Genomic DNA, 19478 nt, shown 5'->3' on the forward strand with positions numbered 1-19478 from the left:
GGACTTAGAAAAAACGTAAATGTTTTTGGAGGTGAACTGTTGTGTTTTCACGTTTTACACTTCAACCATATGCATTAAAAGATGAATCAGATTTAAAGCAATTTGAAACGCTTTTAGAAAAACGCCCACAATATGAGCTGACAGAGAATGAGATGAAATTTAGTTATATAGCATGTCGAATCCTTGGTGTTCCTAATGATGTAGATGAATATTTTAATGAACTGTTTGATTATAGTGAAGCTAAAGGAATCGAAGTTTTACACGAACAAAATTTAAACAAAGTGATTGATTCGGAAAAGCTTCGTCATATTCAAGAAGTGTTCGGATTACATCAAGAAGCACCAAATGGTCTGACAGTAAATAGGCTAGTTGCACACTTATCTGGGAAACAACTTTTACCGAAAGTAGACAATCCTGATTTACAGCATTACATACATACGACGTTTATTTCACTATTGAAATTATATGAGAAGCAACATAATCAGTCGTTAAAGACAGAAGGCTTCCGTCGTTTCTTAATCGACATAATTAAACTAAGCGAAAATTACGTAGCGAAGTGGTTCTCTACGATTAATTATAAGAAACAAATGCCGCGTATCATTTGGTACGGTGATGCACAGGAAAGCCGTATATATTTCTTATACTTTCTTATTATGCTCGGTTGTGATGTGCTTTATTATCACCCAGAAGGAAAAGATGGATTTGAAAATATTGATGAAGAGGGAAGAACTTTTGTTGTATCTCATTCAAGTCGCATTTCGCTTGAACCATTCCCTGATCGTCGCCGTGAGCGTGTTGCAACAGTAGCGTATCAAGCTTCGAAAGAAATTGAACAAGTACTTCACCACGATAATTCACTGCTGTACAAGCCGTGGCAATTCCGTTCCTATACGCCTGTAGCACGTACGTTAAAAACGACATATGATGAACTCTTTTTAATTACGAAAGAAAAGGCGTTTGTACGCCCGACATTCTTTGTTGAAAATAAACACATTTATATTCCTTCTTTATTTGCGAAAATATCAGGCGTTTCAAAGAATGATAAAGAATATTTTCAACGATTAAAGGCTGTTACATCATTTGATAACAGTTTATTAATTAATACCTTCCCGTTTACGAAAGAGCAAAAAGCAAACTTCCAATATCATTATCGAGATGCATTGGACCGGGCTGGAAAATTGCATCCTGATCTAATTATGAATAGCCATTGGTGGCCGCATAAGCGTTTACCGGAAGGTTTACAGCATGGGATTGCAGAGGCGATTATCCATACGTGCGAAAGTGAAATGTGCAAACCAATTGCGAAAGAGACGAAACAAGATGTAGCGCTATATGTTTTCGCGCAACTTTCTCAAATACCACCGAATATTTTAGAACAGCTTGAGAAATTTGATTATTCACAAGATGTACCGAAAATTGTTATATTTAATAATGAGAAGAGTGGAGAGTTAACTCGTTCTGATGCTGTTTTATTACTATTTTTGAATCAAATTGGAGTAGATGTATTCCATTTCAATCCAACGGGAAGAAACGATATTGAACCGTATATTGAAGCGGGGGCATTTGATTCACATTGGCTTGAAGAGGTTAATTTCGATCTTGAGTTTCATGGTTCATCAGCCTATAAAAATTTATCACAAACAATAAAAGGACTATTTCGTCCATTTTTATAAGGAAAGGGAGAATACCATATGAATAACCCAGTCGTACTAGATCCGAAAACAGAATTAAATGAACAAACAGCACAAGATGTTCGCTTACAACTTAGACAAGATGCGGATGTACAACGTATTTATAATGCGGTAGATATTAAAGATCAATTAGAATTAATTGAACTTGGAAAAGAACCTTCTATGGAAATTTCACGTTTTGCTGATCAAATTTTACATACAATGTCATTATCAAAGATAGAAGATTCTGGTGAATTATTAAAACAGCTTGGTAAAATTATGGACCGATTTGATAGTAAAGACTTTGCGGAAGAAAAAAGTGGTTTCTTCTCACGTATGTTCAAAAAAGCGGATAAAATGATAGAACAAATCTTTAGTAAATATCAAACGATGGGCCGCGAAATTGATAAAGTTTATGTGGAAATTACGAAGTACCAAGATGAGATGAAAAAATCAATTGGTACGTTAGATGGCTTGTATGAGCAAAACTTAAAATATTATTTAGACTTAGAGAAGTACGTAGTAGCAGGAGAAATGTTATTAGAGCGTTTAAATACAGAGTTAGTTCCGATGTATGAAGAGCGTGTACGTAATAATGATCAATTAGCAGGTATTGAATTAGAGTCGCTTAAAAACTCTGTTGAAATTTTAGAACAGCGTATTGACGATTTAGAAAAAGCACGTATGGTTGCGTTACTTACAGCACCACAAATTCGTATGATTCAACGTGGTAATAATAAATTAATTGGTAAAATCAATACAGCATTTATTACAACGATTCCTATCTTTAAAAATGGTATCATTCAAGCGGTAAATGCCAAGCGCCAAAAGCTTGTTGCAGATTCTATGGCTGAACTGGATCGCCGTACAAATGAATTACTTAAGAAAAATGCACAAAATATCGCAACGCAAAGTGTAGAAGTAGCGAGATTATCAGGTTCTTCTAGTATTAAGATGGAAACACTTGAGGAAACTTGGAACATTATTTCAAGAGGTATGCAAGAAACACAACAAATTGAAGAACAAAATAAACGTGAGCGTGAAGAAAGCCGCAAGCGTATGGCTACATTAACAGAGAATATCAAAAAAGAATTACAAGGATAAAGTGAAACTTTAATCAGTGGGGTTTTGTTCATCCCCACCGATTATTACCCTTCACCAATTGGACATTTATGGGCAGTTAATCCATCACCTAACTTCTTTGCTCAAACTGAATTTTGAGGTGGGAGTTTTACTGCACGGAAAATAGTAGGATAAATGAAAAGGCAATGAGGACTATTCCTCATTGCCTTTTAGTTTCTCTTCACTAATTTAATAATCTCATTCACAATAAGTGGAATGATACTTAATAAGAGAACAAATCCCCAATCTCGCATCGTTAATGCATGTACACCGAATATATTTGCAAGGGGCGGGATGGAGATGATACAAACTTGCATAAGAACACCGATAAGAAGAGAGAAAACTAAATATTTATTTGTAAAGATCCCAATTGAAAAAATTGATTTCGTTCTTGAACGCAAGTTAAATGAATGAACGAGCTGAGAAAAACTAAGAACGACAAATGCCATCGTTTGAGCGTGTAATAGAGCATCGTCATCAATTCGCTCTGGGAAAAGAGGAAATAAATTTGTATCTCCAGTATAGAATTTTGCTCCGGCGATAAAAGCTATTAGCGTTAAAAGTCCAATGATAACTCCATTGAAAATCAGGAAAGGAACGCTGCCACTAAATAAGCTTTCTTTCGCATGTCGTGGTTTTTCCTTCATCACATCTGGATCTTCAGGATCAACCCCAAGTGATAATGCAGGCAGTGTATCTGTAATTAAATTCACCCACAAAATATGAATAGGTCGTAGTGGTGTTGCCCAGCCGAGTAAAATCGCTAAAAATAAAGCGATAATTTCTCCGAAGTTACAAGAGAGTAGGAAGAGAATTGATTTTTTTATGTTACGATAAATATTTCTACCTTCTTCAACGGCTTTCACAATAGATGAGAAATTATCATCTGTTAACACGACGTCTGCTGCCCCTTTTGCAACGTCTGTTCCTGTAATGCCCATCGCAACGCCAACATCAGCTTGCTTTAAAGATGGTGCATCATTGACACCATCACCAGTCATAGAAACGATATTTCCTTTCGCGCGTAATGCCTTTACAATTTTCACTTTATGCTCTGGAGAGACTCTAGCGAATACATTTAAATGATTAATTTTGCTAGCTAGTTCTGTATCAGAAATGTTATCTAATTCAGTTCCAATCATAATTTCCGATATTTCTTCAGCAATGCCAAGTTCTTTGGCAATTGCAAAGGCGGTATCTTTATGGTCACCAGTAATCATAACTGTGCGAATACCGGCTTTTTTACATTCTTTAATTGAATCTTTCACTTCAGTTCGTGGTGGATCAATCATACCGACAAGACCAATAAAGATAAGATTTTTTTCAAGATGATTTATATCCACATCGTTTGAATCGTATTGTTTAAATGCGAATGAAAGTACTCTTAAAGCTTCTTGAGACATTGCTCGGGCAGCTTCTAATATTTGATTTTTATCAGAATCAGTTAAAATCTCGATTTTGCCGTTTTTAAAAATATGGGTACATCGAGGTAAGAGCTTATCAATAGCGCCTTTCGTCATGCTATAGTAGCTTTCATCGTATGTATGTACAGTTGACATCATTTTACGATCTGAATCGAAAGGTACTTCGTTAACACGTTCATGTATTTTTTCTAAATGATCTTTTTGCATGTTAAAAGTGGTTCCAGCAACGAGAAGTGCAATTTCAGTCGGGTCTCCCGTTTGTGATTCGTTATTGTAAGATGCATCATTACATAGCACCATATTTTCTAACAATAGACGTTGCGCATCATTATTTACATTTAAACTTTCTAAGCGATCGTATGTGTTATCACTATAAAAGTGAGTAACGGTCATTTTATTTTGCGTTAACGTACCTGTTTTATCTGAACAAATAATTGTGACAGAACCGAGGGCTTCAACAGCTGGTAGTTTGCGAATGATAACGTTTTGTTTAATCATACGTTGCACACCAATTGCAAGAACGATGGAAACGATAGCTGGCAAGCCTTCTGGGATAGCTGCAACGGCTAAACTAATAGCAGTCATAAACATTTCTAACGTATCCCGGCCTTGTAAAAAACCGATGAGGAACATAACGATACAAATAGCTACAGCGACAAAGCCTAAATATTTTCCGACTTGTGCTAAGCTTTTTTGAAGTGGTGTCATATCATCGTCTGCTTCATGTAAAAGGGTAGCAATCTTACCAATTTGTGAGTTCATTCCAGTTTCAACAGCAACACCGACGCCTCTTCCATATGTTACAAGAGTAGACATAAAGGCCATGTTTTTTTGATTGCCGAGTGGTACTTGCTCATCACGTTGCATGGAAGGGTGGTAGATTGCATCTTTATCAACAGGGACAGATTCACCAGTTAGAGCAGATTCTTCAACTTTTAAATTTGCGGTTTCGATAAGGCGTAAATCGCAGGGGATATATCGTCCGGCGTCGAGCATAACGATATCCCCTGGAACGACGTGCTCAGATGGAATTTCTTTTAGTTCACCATTTCTCTTGACGATAGCTTTAGGTGTTGCCATCTTTTTCAATGCCTCTAAAGCTTGTTCTGCTTTCGATTCTTGGACAACACCGATAACAGCATTTAAAACTACAACAAGCGCGATAATACTGGCATCCGCCCATTCACCTACAAAGGCAGAAATAAGGGCAGCAATAATAAGGACATATACGAGGACGTCATTAATTTGGGCGAAAATACGCTGCCATAAAGTGCGTTTTTGTTTTGTAGCTAATTCATTAGAACCGTATTGCTTTAAACGTTCACTTACAATCTCATCTGTTAAACCGTTTTGTTCGTTTGTTTCTAGGTCAATCAATGTTTGATCTTTCGTCTTACTGTACCAATTGCTCATAAGTAAGCACCTCCAGTAAAAACAGTTAGCAATGGTAGTGTTGCTATTATTTGTGAGTAGTATGTATGGAGAAAAAATCTAAGGTGAGGTTCTACTTCTATTGTACAATATTTTACAGTTGGTTGAGGGAAAGAGAAGAGTTGTCATGAATTTGTTGGAAATAAAAAAGAGCCTCATAATAAGAGAGGCTTTTTTACTTTTTAATTAATGTACCTAATTCTTCTGTAATAGCTTGCATTTCACTAATGCTGAATGTTTCGCGTTTCATAACATGATCATAAATGTCACGTAAATCTTCGTACATTTCTTCGTTAAAACTAGCAGCTCTCATCGCTCCAGCATTAACCATACGTAATTTTTCTTTAATAGCTTCGACCATGTATTCAACGTTTTCTTCTGACTTTACGGATAAATCCACCGAAGTGTCCCCCTTTAAAATAACATAAGGCTATCTTAACATTTTTTATCATTTTCGTTAATGGATCTTTTCAATCCTATTAAATTAGTAGGGATTTCCTTTATATTTAATAATTGGTTGTTTATACTATAAGTATATATTAAGAAATGCACCAAGAAGGGAAGAAACAAAAATATGGTTCAAGTATTGTTTGTTTGTCTTGGGAACATTTGCCGTTCTCCGATGGCAGAAGCGATTTTTCGAAATCTTGTCGTAAAAGAGGGACTTGAAGAGAAAATTGTCATTGATTCTGCAGGAACTGGAGATTGGCATGTTGGCCATCCGCCACATAAAGGAACACAAAAAATTTTAAAAGAAAATGCAGTCACTTTTGAAGGAATTAAAGCAAGGCAAGTAGAAAAAGAAGACTTAACAAAGTTTGATTATATTATTGCCATGGACAACAAGAATATAGCAGATTTAAAAAGTTTAGGTAAAACTGGAGGCTATATTGGTAGGCTGTCCGACTTTGTTCCAGACGGTGGCTGGACAGACGTTCCTGACCCTTACTATACAGGGAATTTCCAAGAAGTATATGACCTTGTAACAGAAGGGTGTGCAAAGCTATTAGCTTTCATTCGAAATGAACAAGGAATATGAGGAAGCTTAGAAAGAAATACTTTCTAACATAAGAAATGAAAGGGTGAAGGAATATGGCAAAGAAAAATAATATTGCTCGAAACATTGCGATTGGTGTAGCTGCAGGTGTAGCTGTATCCATGTTAAAGAAAGAAAACCGCGAAAAAGTAAAAAATACAGCAGAAAAAGCAAAAACAAAGATGATTGAAATTGGTGAAAATGCAAAGATCAAAGAAAAAGTGCAAACTGTTACAGATAAAGGACGCGAACTTGCTGATTTCAATGTGGTAAAAGCGAAAGTAGCAGAAATTAAAAAATTAACGCCATCTGTTGTAGAGACGTTAAAAGAAACGAAAGAAATTTTTAGTAAGAAAAAAGTTGAGCCAGAAGAAAAGCCAGAAACGATTGAAATTCAAGCTGTATCTCCAAAGGTAGATGAGTTGAAAGTAGAAGAAGAGCCAATAGTTGCTGAAGATGGTGGTATGAAAGAAGCACGTGAATTATTTATGAAAGACTCAAATGCAGTGGAAAAAAAAACTGAAGCGTACATTGAGTTAAAGCAAGATAAAGAAGAGAAGAAAAGCGTTTAAACATATATGAGAAAAATTTTAGAAAAGGTGAGAAGAAATCGTACTTATTCGTTTGGTAAAGATTTATATGACCGGACGATGCGCGATGATGTAGCGGGCTTGGCAGCACAGCTCGCTTATTTCTTCTTGCTTGCAATTTTTCCTGGGCTCGTTTTCTTAATTACGCTTCTTGGATTTATTCCCATTCAAACAGAGGATGTGCTTAGTTTATTAGAGGTTTATGTACCAGATGATGCAATGAACTTAATTGAGGTAAATGTAGATAAAGTTGTAAACCAGCAAAATGGTGGTTTATTATCATTTGGTTTATTATCCATGTTATGGTTTGCCTCAAATGGTGTTAATGCGGTTATGAATGCTTTTAACCGCGCTTATGACGTGAAGGAAACACGTTCTTTTATTACAACAAGAGCGTTATCAATTGTGTTTACATTAGCTATTATTTTTATGATTGTCTTTGCGTTAATTGTTCCGGTATTCGGACAAGTTATTGGAGCAGCAGTGTTTAAAGCACTCGGTTTATCAGATAGTTTTTCTTTCGTATGGAGCATTACACGATTAGTAGCGAGTTTCTTCGTGCTATTTGCTTTGTTTAGTTTCTTATATACATTTGCACCAGATCGAAAGTTAAAAAGAAGAGAAGTTATTTCAGGGGCGTTATTTGCTACTGTAGGATGGATTGTGGTATCGTACTCATTTGCTTATTATGTAGATAAGTTTGCGAATTACGCCAATACATATGGTGGTCTCGGTGGTATCATTATTTTAATGTTATGGTTTTACTTAACTGGATGGGTAATTTTACTTGGCGGTGAAATTAATGGTTTACTCCACCATTATAGAACCGGTGACAATAATTCCCGTAATGAATAATGAGCTCTTGTTCCATAATAAAAAGGAACAGGGGGGATATTTCATGAGTAATAATAAAAAGAACCATAATAATAAAAGTAATAATAAACAAAAGAGCAGTTCGCATCCAAAGCATAAAACGAGTAGCAGTGCGAACGGTCATAATAGCTATCATTAAAAAAAACGGGTCCTCTATGAGGGACCCGTTTTATTTGCTTCCTTTTAATAATCGTAAGCCATTCAAAATGACAAGAATCGTACTTCCTTCATGGCCAATAACACCGAATGGAAGAGCTAAAAATTGCAAGAAGTTTGAACAAATTAGCATGGCAATAACGGCTAGCGAAAAGATTACGTTTTGCTTCACAATACGATTCATTCGTTTTGATAGACGGATCGCTTGAGAAAGACGAGATAGTTCGTTCTTCATCAGTACAACATCCGCAGTTTCTAAAGCTACATCTGTTCCTTCTCCCATTGCGACACCAATGCTAGCAGTAGCTAGTGCAGGTGCATCATTTATACCGTCTCCGACCATTGCTACTGTACCGTATTTTTCTTTTAACTTTTTAATCGTTTCAACTTTTGTTTCTGGTAAGCATGATGCGTAATATTCCTTTATATTACTTTCAGAGGCAATTGCTTTTGCCGTTTCTTCATTATCTCCAGTAATCATAATTGCTTCGACACCAATGCTTTGTAAATCACGAATAGCAGCTATTGTTTCTTGGCGAAGCGTATCTTTTAAAGCGATAAGTCCAAGAATGCCTCCCTCATCACTAATATAAACGACAGTTTTACCTTCCTTTTCAAGTGAGGCAGAAATACCATTATGAAATGTTTTTGTTTCTTCACCGATAAAATCAGCTTTACCTATTTTATAAGCGTTGTTTTCGAATATTCCTTTTAGCCCAAAACCAGTTACATCTTCAACCTTTTCTGGTTTTTTTAATGTAATGTCGTACGCATGTTGTGCATATTTAACAATAGATTCAGCCAAAGGATGTGTAGAGTGACTTTCAATTGATGCTGTAATAGAAAGTACTTCTTTTTCTGTCATATTTTCTCGAACATATATATCTGTTACGGTAGGTTTACCTTCCGTTAATGTTCCTGTTTTATCAAAGGCGATTGCTTTTACTGAAGCGAGGCGTTCTAAATGTATGCCACCTTTAAAGAGAATTCCATTTCTTGCTCCGTTAGAAATGGCTGATAACGTTGCTGGTGTAATGGCAGCAACGAGTGCACAAGGAGATGCGACTACAAGTAAGATCATAGCGCGATAAAACGTTTCATTCCAGCTCCAGTCAAGTAAGAAATGAGGAACGAACATCATAAGCGCAACAACGAGTAGTACACCTTTTACGTATGTTCCTTCAAACTTTTCGATGAATAGTTGTGATGGTGATTTTTCACTTTGTGCACTTTGTACGAGACGAATAATCTTTTGGAATAATGTTTGATCGCTCGGCTTCGTAATTTTAACTTCGATAGCACCACGTAAATTTACAGTACCTGCAAATACTTCATCGCCATATCTTTTCTCATTTGGAATAGGTTCTCCCGTGATTGCTGCTTCATCGATATTTGTTTCACCGTTATGAATCGTACCGTCAGCAGGAACACGTTCACCTGGTTTAATTAAAATAATGTCGTTAATTTGTAACTCTCCAACAGGAATACGTTCCTCTGTTCCGTTGGAAATGCGTAATGCTTCTTCGGGTTGTAAGTCAAGAAGAGCGGAAATCTCTTTTTGGCTCTTACTTAATGTATAAGATTCCATAGCACCGCTGAGCGCAAAGATGAAGATTAAAATAGCCCCTTCTGCCCAGTAGCCAATAATTGCAGCACCGATAGCTGCAAAGAGCATTAGCATTTCAACATTTAGCTCTTTTTCTTCAATCGTATCTTCAATGCCTTCTTTAGCTTTTGCATATCCACCAACTATATAAGCAAGGATATAGCAAGTAATACCTACATTCATTGCATCGTTCTTTGTGAATAGCCAGCCAGCTAAAATAAAAATACCAGATGCCACTGCAAATACAAGTTCATAATGTTTTTTTAATGTGTCCCATAAAGAGGGATGAGAAATTGTTTCTTTTGCGTGTAACGTTTTTACTTCTGAGTTCATTACTACTCGCTCCTTCCGAATTCTTATTGAGAAAAATAATCAAAATCGAAACCCCTATAAAACGACGAAAGCTGCCATCCATAATGGATAGCAGCATTTCTGTTGAATCTGTTTTTAATAGTTATTATGTTGTAATTATTCTATAGTATATCATATGTTTTTATGAGATGGTACGGTTTTGTTTCAAGTATAAACGGAAAACTTGTGTTTTCGCAATTCCTTTGGTATATATGAATATTGTTCATAAAAAGGTCGGAAAGGAAGACAACAAGTGAAGACAGAGAAATTTTTTACCCATCCGATTGGCGTATTTATTGCTGCAATAGTAGCAACTTTTTTATGGGGAAGCGCATTTCCTTTTATTAAGTTAAGTTATGCTGAACTTGGAATTCAACCACAAGAAGTTGGAGAACAAATATTATTTGCCGGTTATCGTTTCTTGTTATCTGGAGTCATGCTCTTATTATTCTTTAAAGTGTTAGGAAAAGATATGAGCTTCAAAAAAGGAACGGGGAAACAGTTAATACAAATTGGTTTATTCCAAACGTTTCTTCAATATATCTGTTTTTACATTGGAATGAGTTATAGTTCAGGAATTGAAGGAGCTATCATTTCAGGGACATCATCATTCTTTCAAATTTTACTCGCCCATTTTTTATATAAAGATGATGCTCTCAATATAAGAAAAATAATTGGGGTATCGATTGGTTTTTGTGGCGTCATTTTAGTAAATGTGCCGAGTGATGGTAGCTTATCATTTCATTTTGGAATCGGAAGCTTATTACTTCTTAGTGCAGCAATGCTGTATTCATATGGAAACATATTAGCAAAAGAAGGTAGTAAAACATTAGATGTTGGCTATATGACAGCATACCAAATGATGTTTGGTTCTATAGGATTATTATGTATAGGGGCTTTACAAGTTGGAGTCATGCCATTTACATTTAGTCTACATGAACTACTTATGCTGATTTATTTATCTTTCTTATCTGCAGCTGGTTTTTGCATTTGGAATACAATTATGAAGTACAACAAGGTTGGAAAAGTATCTATGTATATGTTCTTTATACCCGTATTTGGTGTGTTATTATCGAGCATGATTTTAGGTGAAGCAATTCATTCATTTGTGCTACTCGGTTTAGCATGTGTAGCCGCGGGAATTATTGTGGTAAATCGAACGCCAGCTAAGCAAAAAATGGAGCAAGAAAAACAAGTAGCATAGAGAGCAGAAAAGCGATTACAATGGAAGAACAGTACTGTTCTTCTTTTTTTCATAGAAAAAGGATAATAGACTAAGTGTAACGAAAAAAGATACAAAAAGCATTTATTGAGGAGAACATGTTATGAATCTACTTTACGTGGTGTTAATTGGGCAAATACTTCTTTTTTTAATTGGTGCAATTTATGCAATGCGGCAGACAAAAAGAACGAAAGATAATATGCCGTTACCTTTAGTAATCCGTCTTATTCTTAGTTTTTCTTTAACAGGTAGTGCAATTTGGATATGGTTACAAGATCCATCTGTAGAGTATAGTACGTGGGTTGCACTTGGTATGACTTTATCGACTGTGGGAGATTTGTTTATGGCTGGGCTGATTCCAATTGGTCACAGGTTAATTGGAGGGATGGTTACTTTCGCTCTTGCTCATTGTTTTTATGTAAAAGCATTTTTGCAAACAGGAATTTCGTGGAATGGTTTTTGGATTGGTTTACTCGTATATGGGCTCTTTCTAATTGTAGGATGGTTCTTCTTTATCCGAAATGATAAACAGGATAAATTGTTTACGATAGGAGCTCTAATTTACGGATTGTGGGTTGGAGGAATGGCTTGCTTTGCATTCGCCTTATATTATGAAAATACAGGGATATGGTGGATACCAGCGTTTGGTGGTTTACTATTTGTGATTTCTGATTTTATTATTGGCGTGACAGATATCGGAGGGCGTAAATTGAAGTATGAGCCACTTTGGATTTGGTTTACATATGTAGCTGCTCAAATGTGTATTGTATATGTGGGATTATAAAAAGATACTCTCAAAATAGTGAATAGACTATTTTGAGAGTATCTTTTTTGCTTGTTTAATTTGATCAGTATTACCATTTTGAAATTTCTGATATTATAATTTTATAATTCGGAATTTTGTAGAAAAATATCGGTTGTATTATTTATAATAAAAGTAAAAAGATGATGAGATGGTGAAATGATGCAAAAGAAAAAACATTGGCGTGAATTCTTTGGAACTATTGCAATCGCATGTTTATTGGTGTTTTTGGCGAAAATTTTTGTGTTTTTCCCTACGACTGTAAAAGGAGCATCTATGAGGCCAACGTTGCAAGATGGAGATAAGGTGATTGTTAATAAGTTAGCAAAACAATTTGAAAGCTATGGGAGAGAAGATATTATTGTTATGAAAACAGATAATTTTTATGTCAAAAGAGTGATTGGATTACCTGGAGATATAATTGAGATGAGAAATGATCAATTATATGTAAATTCTGAAGTGAAAGATGAAGAGTATTTGGATAGTAATAAAAAACAAGCAGAAAAAAAACTTATGAATTTAACAGAGGACTTTGGACCAATTACAGTTCCCGAAAATAAGATTTTTGTTATGGGAGATAATCGCTTAATAAGTAAAGATAGTAGAAATGGTTTAGGTTTTATTGATAGAGAAGATGTGTTAGGAAAGTTGGCAGGCATTTATTATCCGTTTGAACATATGAAAATAATAAAGTAAAAAACCAAGCAAATTTTAGTTTGCTTGGTTTTTTTGGTTAAACAGTAGGAGATTCGTTTGATACAAAAATATCTTCATGTTTCTTTGTAGTACTTAAAACGAATTTATGTTGTAGCAATTGTAGTTTAAATAACGCCAAAGGATCATGATATGTTTCTGGATTGCTTCTTAGCGTTGCTAATGTTTGCTCGTCTTCCTTTATCTCAAGTTGAGCTGCATCTACATTTTGTTTCAATATATTAAGTGGATCTTTGAAGAACATCATGATATCACGTTCTAATGCACCTTCAAATACTTCAAATTGAAGGAAGAATTGTTTTGAAATTGTGTGAGCAATTTCTGTATAGTCTTCTGTTTCAATATATTGTTTATATTTGTTGGCGAGCATAGATTGGTTTTTTTGCATATTACCAAATAATTTTCCGGCACTTTTTAAGAAAAACTGTGTCGGTGTAAAGCGTAATAAAATATTGATGTTCGTTACTGTAATTCGATTTGTCATTCGTACAACATCTCGATTCCAATCATCTAATAATTTGAAATCGCAAGGAAGTTTCATACGTTCTTCTTTATATAATTTATTAAACGTTTCACTCATTTCATCTAAATAAGCTTGAGCTTGAATAAATTCATTATGTGCTGTTTCAATCCATTCTTGAATAGACCCAGTAAATTTAGGAAGAAGTACCTGTTGTACATGCTTTTGAACTCGTTCATTCATTGCAGCATTTAATTCTTCATGAACTAATTTGAAATCACTATCTTCTTGAACAAGATCAGAGCAGCTCTGTAATAATTCAGGAATTTGAGAATGTATATCTCGTGTAATTTCTTCTTTCGTTAAAAGATAGGATTCGGTAATAGAACGAATTTTATCTTTTTCAAGAGCAGTAAGGTTATTAATAAATCCAGTAAGTTTCACTGAGATGTGTTTATTCCAGCGTACGGATTTTACTAATGTATTTTCTAATTCCACACGTTCATTTATGAGATAAGCAATTGTCTTTTGCGTAAACCATATTAGCTTTTCTATACGTTCTTTTTCTATATCGCGTTTTGCAAGATTAGAAAGAATAGATTCTGTTACATCTCCAAGTTGCTGGCTACTCTCTTGCGAAGGAGAGTATGGGAAGAACTGTGCATCTGGAAAATGTACTTTAAGTTTACTAATTAGTTTTTCATCAGTAGTCGTATTATTTGTGTGTGATACGAAGTGAATTTGTAAGTTTGGTACTTGTTCACGTAAATAAATTAACGTATCAATTTCTTGACTATGCAATGGTGAAGAAGAATTTAATACGTATACAAGGCTATCTGCTGCTTGTAAGTATTCAAAGTATGCATTGTTTTTATCCAATTGTCCTTGAATAGATGGTGTAATAAGAAATGTAAACTTATTTTTTCTTAAAAACCTACTTGGTAGCTTAATTTCTATACATTTTTTCTCAAGTTCTGACTGAGCAGATGTAGCCGTTATTTGATGGAATTCATCAAGGTTAGGGATATTTCTTATATCTAACTCGGTAAATTCTGTTATTTCAGTTTGACTAGCGTCTTTAAATAGAATAGGAGTTGTTAAAGTTTCAGTTAAGATGTTCTCTCCCAATATTGAATTAACAAATGATGTTTTATCATGGTCACTAGTTCCAGCTATTAGTATTGGTGTGACATTTAAATCACATAGTTCATGGACGAGTAGCGTAAATTGATGACTTAAATCTACATCATTTTTCTCAGCCCATACAGCGATTGTTTCGAATAAATGAGAAACTGTTTCCATATTTACATCTGCTTCAGCTGATGTATTAGAAAGTAAGGATCCAGCACTTTTTACGAGTAATGATTCTAAAGTTGTAGGTGAGACTTCATTCCATGCTAACACTGCTGCAGAGACAACTAGAGAATCTTTTGCTTTCGTTAAACTGAACCAATTTGTTAATAAATTTGGTACAAGTCCGTTTAATTCATGCATAAAATGATTTCCGGTAATTAATGCAAAGTATGTTTCTTGGTAGCGAGTAGAGATTTCATTCCAATCGTCATTATTGTCTGTTTCAATATGCAAGAATAAATGATTAATACTTTGAATCCAAGGAAGGTATAAGGATTCATGTTGATAGCTATTCCAAAGAGCAATAACAAGTTCTTTAAATTGAGCTTGATCAACAGCATATAGAGCTTTTAAAGACTCATAGAAATATTCAGGCTTAATATTTTTTGTAAATCCTTTGTTTATGTAAGTTATTAACGTATCAAACCAGTGTAAAGATTGTGTTCGGATACCTTCTTGAACAGCTAGTTCGATAGCGTTGTTCCAATCTTCTTGTTTTTCATAGAAAGAACGTGCAATTGCAGTAATATTTGGGTAATCCGGTTGGAATGCAACAGCTTCACTAATCGTCTTAAAAGCGAGTCCTAAACGATCTTGTTCGATATAAAGAGAAAGAAGTTGTAAGGAAACCTCCATCGTAAGAGTCGTATCTTCCGTTTGAATAGATTGATAAATTTCTTCTGCCTTTGGTAAGAATCCTAGTTCAAAATAAGCATCTGCAATATTTTTTGTCGCCCAAAGTGCAAGAGCATTATTTACTTTTTCCCATTTAAATATAGCTGCTTCAAAATCTTTATTTTGATAATAAAATTCACCTTGAGCAAATCGAATATTAGAAATGTTGGAGAATTCATTTTTAGATTCATTTATATATGCTTCACCGAGTACTTCCGATGCAGGAGTAGAAGTTTCTTCTGTTAAAAATGTTTTATAGTAAACTTTTTGAATAAATTGATTTTCAATGGTCATGTTCGTTCCCCCCTGTATAATTTAGAAAAATGATGTTGTATGTAAAAGGGTGTATGTTCTTTTAATAGGTAGAAGTTGCATTATATAGACCAAACTATGTTTTTGCTAGATATATCATTTTTCTTGAGAGTTAAACCGTTGCGAAAAGTAACTTTCCTTTATTGTAACAAAAAAACACGCATATGAATTTTTATTTTTTATCGGGTTATTTGCGGGCAATAAGAATCTAATCTCAAAATTGGTGAATGTAAGTGAGTTATGTGGAGTCGGGATGTCTGTAAAAGCAAGATTGGCATAGGTTAATAATTAGTAGAGGATGAACAAAACTCCCACTGAGTAAAGTTTTTCTTTATCTCTGTTAAAGGAAAGAATAGAAGTAGAGTTCATTATAAAAACAATGTATAGTGAATATGTATACCATGTTTGCCTTAAAGATAGAAAGGGTACAATGTGGAATAACGACCGTGCATAGGATGTGTCTTCCGAATGGAACAACATATTGGCGAGTTAATCGCGCATTATGGCTATTTTGGAATTGTTATAGCTTTGGCTGGTGGGATTGTCGGATTACCGATACCAGACGAGTTTTTATTGACCTTTGTTGGTTATAATGTTTCAAAAGGAGTTATGTCAGGAACTGCTGCTTTTTTAAGTGGGCTGGCTGGTGCGATGTTAGGGATCACGTTAAGCTACATATTAGGTTTAAAACTTGGGCTCCCTGTTTTAAAGAAATATGGGCCGAAAATTAGAATTAAAGAACATCACATTGAAAAAACACATATTTTATTTGAAAAATATGGGCCATTTCTTTTAATGATTGGTTATTTTATACCGGGCGTACGTCATTTAACAGCATATTTTGCTGGGGTATCAAATTTGACACTTTGGCGTTTTTGTTTGTACGCTTACGGTGGTGCGCTCATTTGGATAAGTGTTTTTATTGGGCTTGGCTGGAAGTTAGGCGAGAAGTGGCGCTTCGTTGAGTATAGTTTACATCATTATGGAATATGGATTTTATTAATTTCAGCAGTTGTTACATGTTTTGTATGGTTGTACATAAAGAAAAAGAAAAACCGCTAATAGCGGTTTTTTTAGCTGAAAGCAATAAATAATACACCAGCTGTAATAAAGACTACACCAACGCCGGTCATAAAGTTTAACTTTTCACCGAGGATAATCATAGCGAGAATGATAGAAAATACGACGCTTAATTTATCGACAGGAGCTACTTGTGAAACCTTTCCTGTTTTGAGGGCAAGAAAATAAAATAGCCATGAAGAAGCACCTGCAATCCCACTTAATGTGATAAATAGCAGTGCTTTTTTATTTAGCAGTACGTCGCCGATATTTTGAAATTTACCTTGTATGATAATAACGCCTATCATAAATAATGCCATAATAATAGATCGAATTGTTGTTGCAACGTTTGCATCGATGCCGTCTAAACCAAACTTTCCAAAAATCGATACAAGGGCAGCAGCAATTGCTGATAATAGTGCAAATAAGAGCCACGAACTCATAGTAAAATTCCTCCAATCTTACAGTATTATACATGAAAATGATTCTCATGTATAAAGTTGAAGCAATTGAGCTTATAGGAAGCACGACTTCAACTTAACTTCTTGCTCCACCTGAATTTTAAGGTGGGAGTTTTACTGCCTGTAAATAGTGGGCTAAATAGCGAAATAATCCCCACCTTATATTTTTAATAAGGTGGGGATTATTATACTACTCTGCAATTTCCTCATATAAAAAGTACGTTACATTATAAATATGTTCTACTTCATCGTCTGTCATAAACAGTAATTCGTCACGCTCAATCCCTTTTTTCTTTTCAATAAACTCAATCATGTTTTTGCGTTCTTCTCTCTTCATCAATTTTATTTCTCCTCTCAATCTGTTTTAATACAGTTTATTTAAGTTAATGCTATTATATAACAGAATCTTTAGAAAGTTCCACCTATTTTATTGTTTTTTTCAAAAGAACTTTTCGACAAAACAAGCCCACCTAAGGGGGGCTTGTTTTATTTTATAGTCGTAAAAACTCAGGCTCCGTCGTACCGGCACCATCGATGTAATAAATTGTGTTGGGGTTGATTTTTATCAATACGTAATTAGGGTCTTCAGGGCCGAGTAACCAACGTTTTAAGCTATTATTCCAAAACTTGTTTTTTAATGTCGAGTCTTCCTCAATTGAAGCCAATCCTTCAACTTCAATATAATCTTCATCTAATTTTTTCCCTTCTCGTCCGAGTAGTACATGGACATTAGGATTTTGTTCAATATCTGTTATCTTTTTTGATTGTCGATCTGTTGCAACATACAGTACAAAATCTTCATGGAAAAACATCATAAAGGCGCTATGAGGTTTCTCATTTCGTACTGTAGATAATACACCAGTACGTTGACCTTGAATAATAGTTGCGATTTTTTCTTTTAAGTGCATAATTTTAACCCCTTTTCACAATTTATAATTCTGTCTGTTTAAACAAGATAATTTAAATATCTTTCATACTGTTTTCTTCAATCCGATTTTTTAAACGTAATTGTGATGAAATCGGACAAGTTAGGAGAAGAATAATAATAATATTGAGGAGAAATACATACGATGGAAGGATGAAAAACATGTTTAATAAAATATTTCTTATAGTAGCGCTTATAGGTGTACCACTATCTGTACTTGGAAAAACACTTCATTGGCCAGAAACAATTATGTTCGCTGTGTATTGTGTTACGATTATCGCATTAGCTGGTTTTATGGGTAGAGCAACAGAGAGTCTAGCAATTGTTTCTGGTCCTAGAATAGGCGGATTATTAAATGCTACTTTCGGTAATGCTGTTGAACTTATCATTTCAATTTTTGCACTTCAAGCAGGGTTAATTGAAGTGGTGTTAGCTTCTTTAACGGGATCTGTACTTGGAAATTTATTATTAGTAGGAGGGTTATCCTTCTTTGTTGGAGGTCTTAAATACAAAAGACAAAGTTTTAATGTATATGATGCAAGGCATAATTCAGCTTTATTAATATTTGCTGTTGTTGTGGCCTTTGTTATTCCAGAGATCTTTTCAATGAAGATGGACGCTGGCAAGACGTATCAATTAAGTATAGGTGTTTCTATTATTATGATTATCATGTACCTTGCTGCATTACTATTTAAGTTAGTTACGCACCGTGGTGTATATCAACATAAAAGTGACGAAGTAGCGCATGAAGAAGAGCCAGAGTGGTCGAAAGGGAAGGCGCTACTTATTTTAGCGATAGCAACACTAGCGGTAGCTTATGTGTCAGAGGCACTCGTGCATACTTTTGAAACTGTTGCAAAGTCATTTGGCTGGTCAGAGTTATTTATAGGGGTTATTATCGTTGCAATTGTTGGGAATGCAGCGGAACATGCGTCTGCAATTATTATGGCTTATAAAAATAAAGTAAATATTGCAGTTGAAATTGCAATAGGCTCTACATTACAAATCGCCATGTTTGTTGCTCCTGTATTAGTATTACTATCTATGTTCTTCGCGCAAAGGATGCCTTTAGTATTTACCATACCAGAACTTGTGTCTATGATTACAGCCGTTTTCTTAACGATTGCGATTTCCAATGATGGAGATACAAACTGGTTTGAAGGAGGCACTTTACTAGCGGCGTATGTCATTATGGGAATTGGTTTTTATTTATTATGAAAAATAGGCATAACAATT

17 protein-coding genes are annotated in these 19478 nt (G+C 34.8%); 10 read left to right on the plus strand and 7 right to left on the minus strand.

Annotated elements, in window-relative coordinates; translation table 11 throughout:
* Window positions 1-41 precede the first annotated feature (41 nt).
* Both V7S45_RS02350 and V7S45_RS02355 read left to right on the plus strand, forming a co-directional pair.
* Window positions 42-1673: a YceG family protein gene (locus tag V7S45_RS02350; protein ID WP_000492859.1), complete on the plus strand. Its 1632-nt coding sequence runs from the start codon at window positions 42-44 to the stop codon at window positions 1671-1673.
* Between the two features lie 18 nt (window positions 1674-1691).
* Window positions 1692-2774 carry a toxic anion resistance protein gene (locus V7S45_RS02355; protein WP_001064409.1) on the plus strand — a complete coding sequence of 361 codons (1083 nt, stop codon included), beginning with the start codon at window positions 1692-1694 and terminating at the stop codon, window positions 2772-2774.
* Window positions 2775-2962: 188 nt separating this feature from the next.
* Here the strand turns inward: V7S45_RS02355 and V7S45_RS02360 are convergent, their stop codons facing one another.
* Both V7S45_RS02360 and V7S45_RS02365 read right to left on the minus strand, forming a co-directional pair.
* Window positions 2963-5629: a cation-translocating P-type ATPase gene (locus V7S45_RS02360; RefSeq protein ID WP_342761640.1), complete on the minus strand. Its 2667-nt coding sequence runs from the start codon at window positions 5627-5629 to the stop codon at window positions 2963-2965.
* Between the two features lie 193 nt (window positions 5630-5822).
* The gene (locus V7S45_RS02365) at window positions 5823-6047 is read right to left on the minus strand and encodes a DUF1128 domain-containing protein (protein ID WP_000366196.1); all 225 of its coding nucleotides are present in this window, start codon (window positions 6045-6047) and stop codon (window positions 5823-5825) included.
* Window positions 6048-6221: 174 nt separating this feature from the next.
* Here V7S45_RS02365 and V7S45_RS02370 point away from each other — a divergent pair, with 174 nt between their 5' ends.
* Genes V7S45_RS02370 through V7S45_RS02380 form a run of 3 tightly spaced genes read left to right on the plus strand, consistent with a single transcriptional unit; the run spans window position 6222 to window position 8128 of the window.
* Window positions 6222-6686 carry a low molecular weight protein-tyrosine-phosphatase gene (locus V7S45_RS02370; protein WP_000250916.1) on the plus strand — a complete coding sequence of 155 codons (465 nt, stop codon included), beginning with the start codon at window positions 6222-6224 and terminating at the stop codon, window positions 6684-6686.
* A 53-nt stretch (window positions 6687-6739) separates the two neighbouring features.
* Complete coding sequence (locus tag V7S45_RS02375) at window positions 6740-7255, plus strand: DUF4075 domain-containing protein (RefSeq protein ID WP_001085389.1); 516 nt, start codon at window positions 6740-6742, stop codon at window positions 7253-7255.
* Window positions 7256-7261: 6 nt separating this feature from the next.
* Window positions 7262-8128 carry a YihY/virulence factor BrkB family protein gene (locus V7S45_RS02380; protein WP_001226536.1) on the plus strand — a complete coding sequence of 289 codons (867 nt, stop codon included), beginning with the start codon at window positions 7262-7264 and terminating at the stop codon, window positions 8126-8128.
* A 187-nt stretch (window positions 8129-8315) separates the two neighbouring features.
* On the opposite strand, the gene V7S45_RS02385 is transcribed toward V7S45_RS02380, so the two are convergent.
* Window positions 8316-10241, minus strand: coding sequence for a heavy metal translocating P-type ATPase (locus tag V7S45_RS02385; RefSeq protein ID WP_001083750.1), 1926 nt, complete (start codon window positions 10239-10241; stop codon window positions 8316-8318).
* Between the two features lie 271 nt (window positions 10242-10512).
* Here V7S45_RS02385 and V7S45_RS02390 point away from each other — a divergent pair, with 271 nt between their 5' ends.
* From V7S45_RS02390 to lepB, 3 genes are all read left to right on the plus strand, one after another.
* A complete protein-coding gene (locus V7S45_RS02390; RefSeq protein ID WP_342761641.1) occupies window positions 10513-11463 on the plus strand; it encodes a DMT family transporter in 951 nt (316 codons plus the stop codon).
* A gap of 121 nt (window positions 11464-11584) precedes the next feature.
* A complete protein-coding gene (locus tag V7S45_RS02395) occupies window positions 11585-12265 on the plus strand; it encodes a lysoplasmalogenase (RefSeq protein WP_001051082.1) in 681 nt (226 codons plus the stop codon).
* A 177-nt stretch (window positions 12266-12442) separates the two neighbouring features.
* Complete coding sequence (gene lepB / locus V7S45_RS02400; protein WP_025687051.1) at window positions 12443-12979, plus strand: signal peptidase I; 537 nt, start codon at window positions 12443-12445, stop codon at window positions 12977-12979.
* A 37-nt stretch (window positions 12980-13016) separates the two neighbouring features.
* Here the strand turns inward: lepB and V7S45_RS02405 are convergent, their stop codons facing one another.
* Entirely contained in the window at window positions 13017-15779 is a 2763-nt protein-coding gene (locus tag V7S45_RS02405; protein WP_000151418.1) for a GTP-binding protein, read from the minus strand.
* 486 nt (window positions 15780-16265) lie between these two features.
* On the opposite strand from V7S45_RS02405, the gene V7S45_RS02410 reads away from it, so the two are divergent.
* Window positions 16266-16859 (plus strand): DedA family protein, encoded by a 594-nt coding sequence (locus V7S45_RS02410; protein WP_000434872.1) that lies wholly within the window; start codon window positions 16266-16268, stop codon window positions 16857-16859.
* Window positions 16860-16870: 11 nt separating this feature from the next.
* Here V7S45_RS02410 and V7S45_RS02415 read toward each other — a convergent pair whose 3' ends face one another.
* The 3 genes from V7S45_RS02415 to V7S45_RS02425 all read right to left on the minus strand — a co-directional run bounded on the left by V7S45_RS02415 (window position 16871) and on the right by V7S45_RS02425 (window position 18225).
* Complete coding sequence (locus tag V7S45_RS02415) at window positions 16871-17299, minus strand: EamA family transporter (RefSeq protein WP_000100295.1); 429 nt, start codon at window positions 17297-17299, stop codon at window positions 16871-16873.
* Window positions 17300-17507: 208 nt separating this feature from the next.
* Window positions 17508-17654: a BH0509 family protein gene (locus tag V7S45_RS02420; RefSeq protein ID WP_000817786.1), complete on the minus strand. Its 147-nt coding sequence runs from the start codon at window positions 17652-17654 to the stop codon at window positions 17508-17510.
* A 154-nt stretch (window positions 17655-17808) separates the two neighbouring features.
* On the minus strand, window positions 17809-18225 hold the full coding sequence (locus V7S45_RS02425; protein ID WP_025687061.1) for a pyridoxamine 5'-phosphate oxidase family protein: 417 nt from the start codon (window positions 18223-18225) through the stop codon (window positions 17809-17811).
* 179 nt (window positions 18226-18404) lie between these two features.
* On the opposite strand from V7S45_RS02425, the gene cax reads away from it, so the two are divergent.
* Window positions 18405-19460: a calcium/proton exchanger gene (gene cax, locus V7S45_RS02430; RefSeq protein ID WP_000482137.1), complete on the plus strand. Its 1056-nt coding sequence runs from the start codon at window positions 18405-18407 to the stop codon at window positions 19458-19460.
* Window positions 19461-19478 lie beyond the last annotated feature (18 nt).

Source organism: Bacillus sp. BR3(2024), assembly GCF_039134555.1.
Lineage (GTDB): Bacteria > Bacillota > Bacilli > Bacillales > Bacillaceae_G > Bacillus_A > Bacillus_A cereus.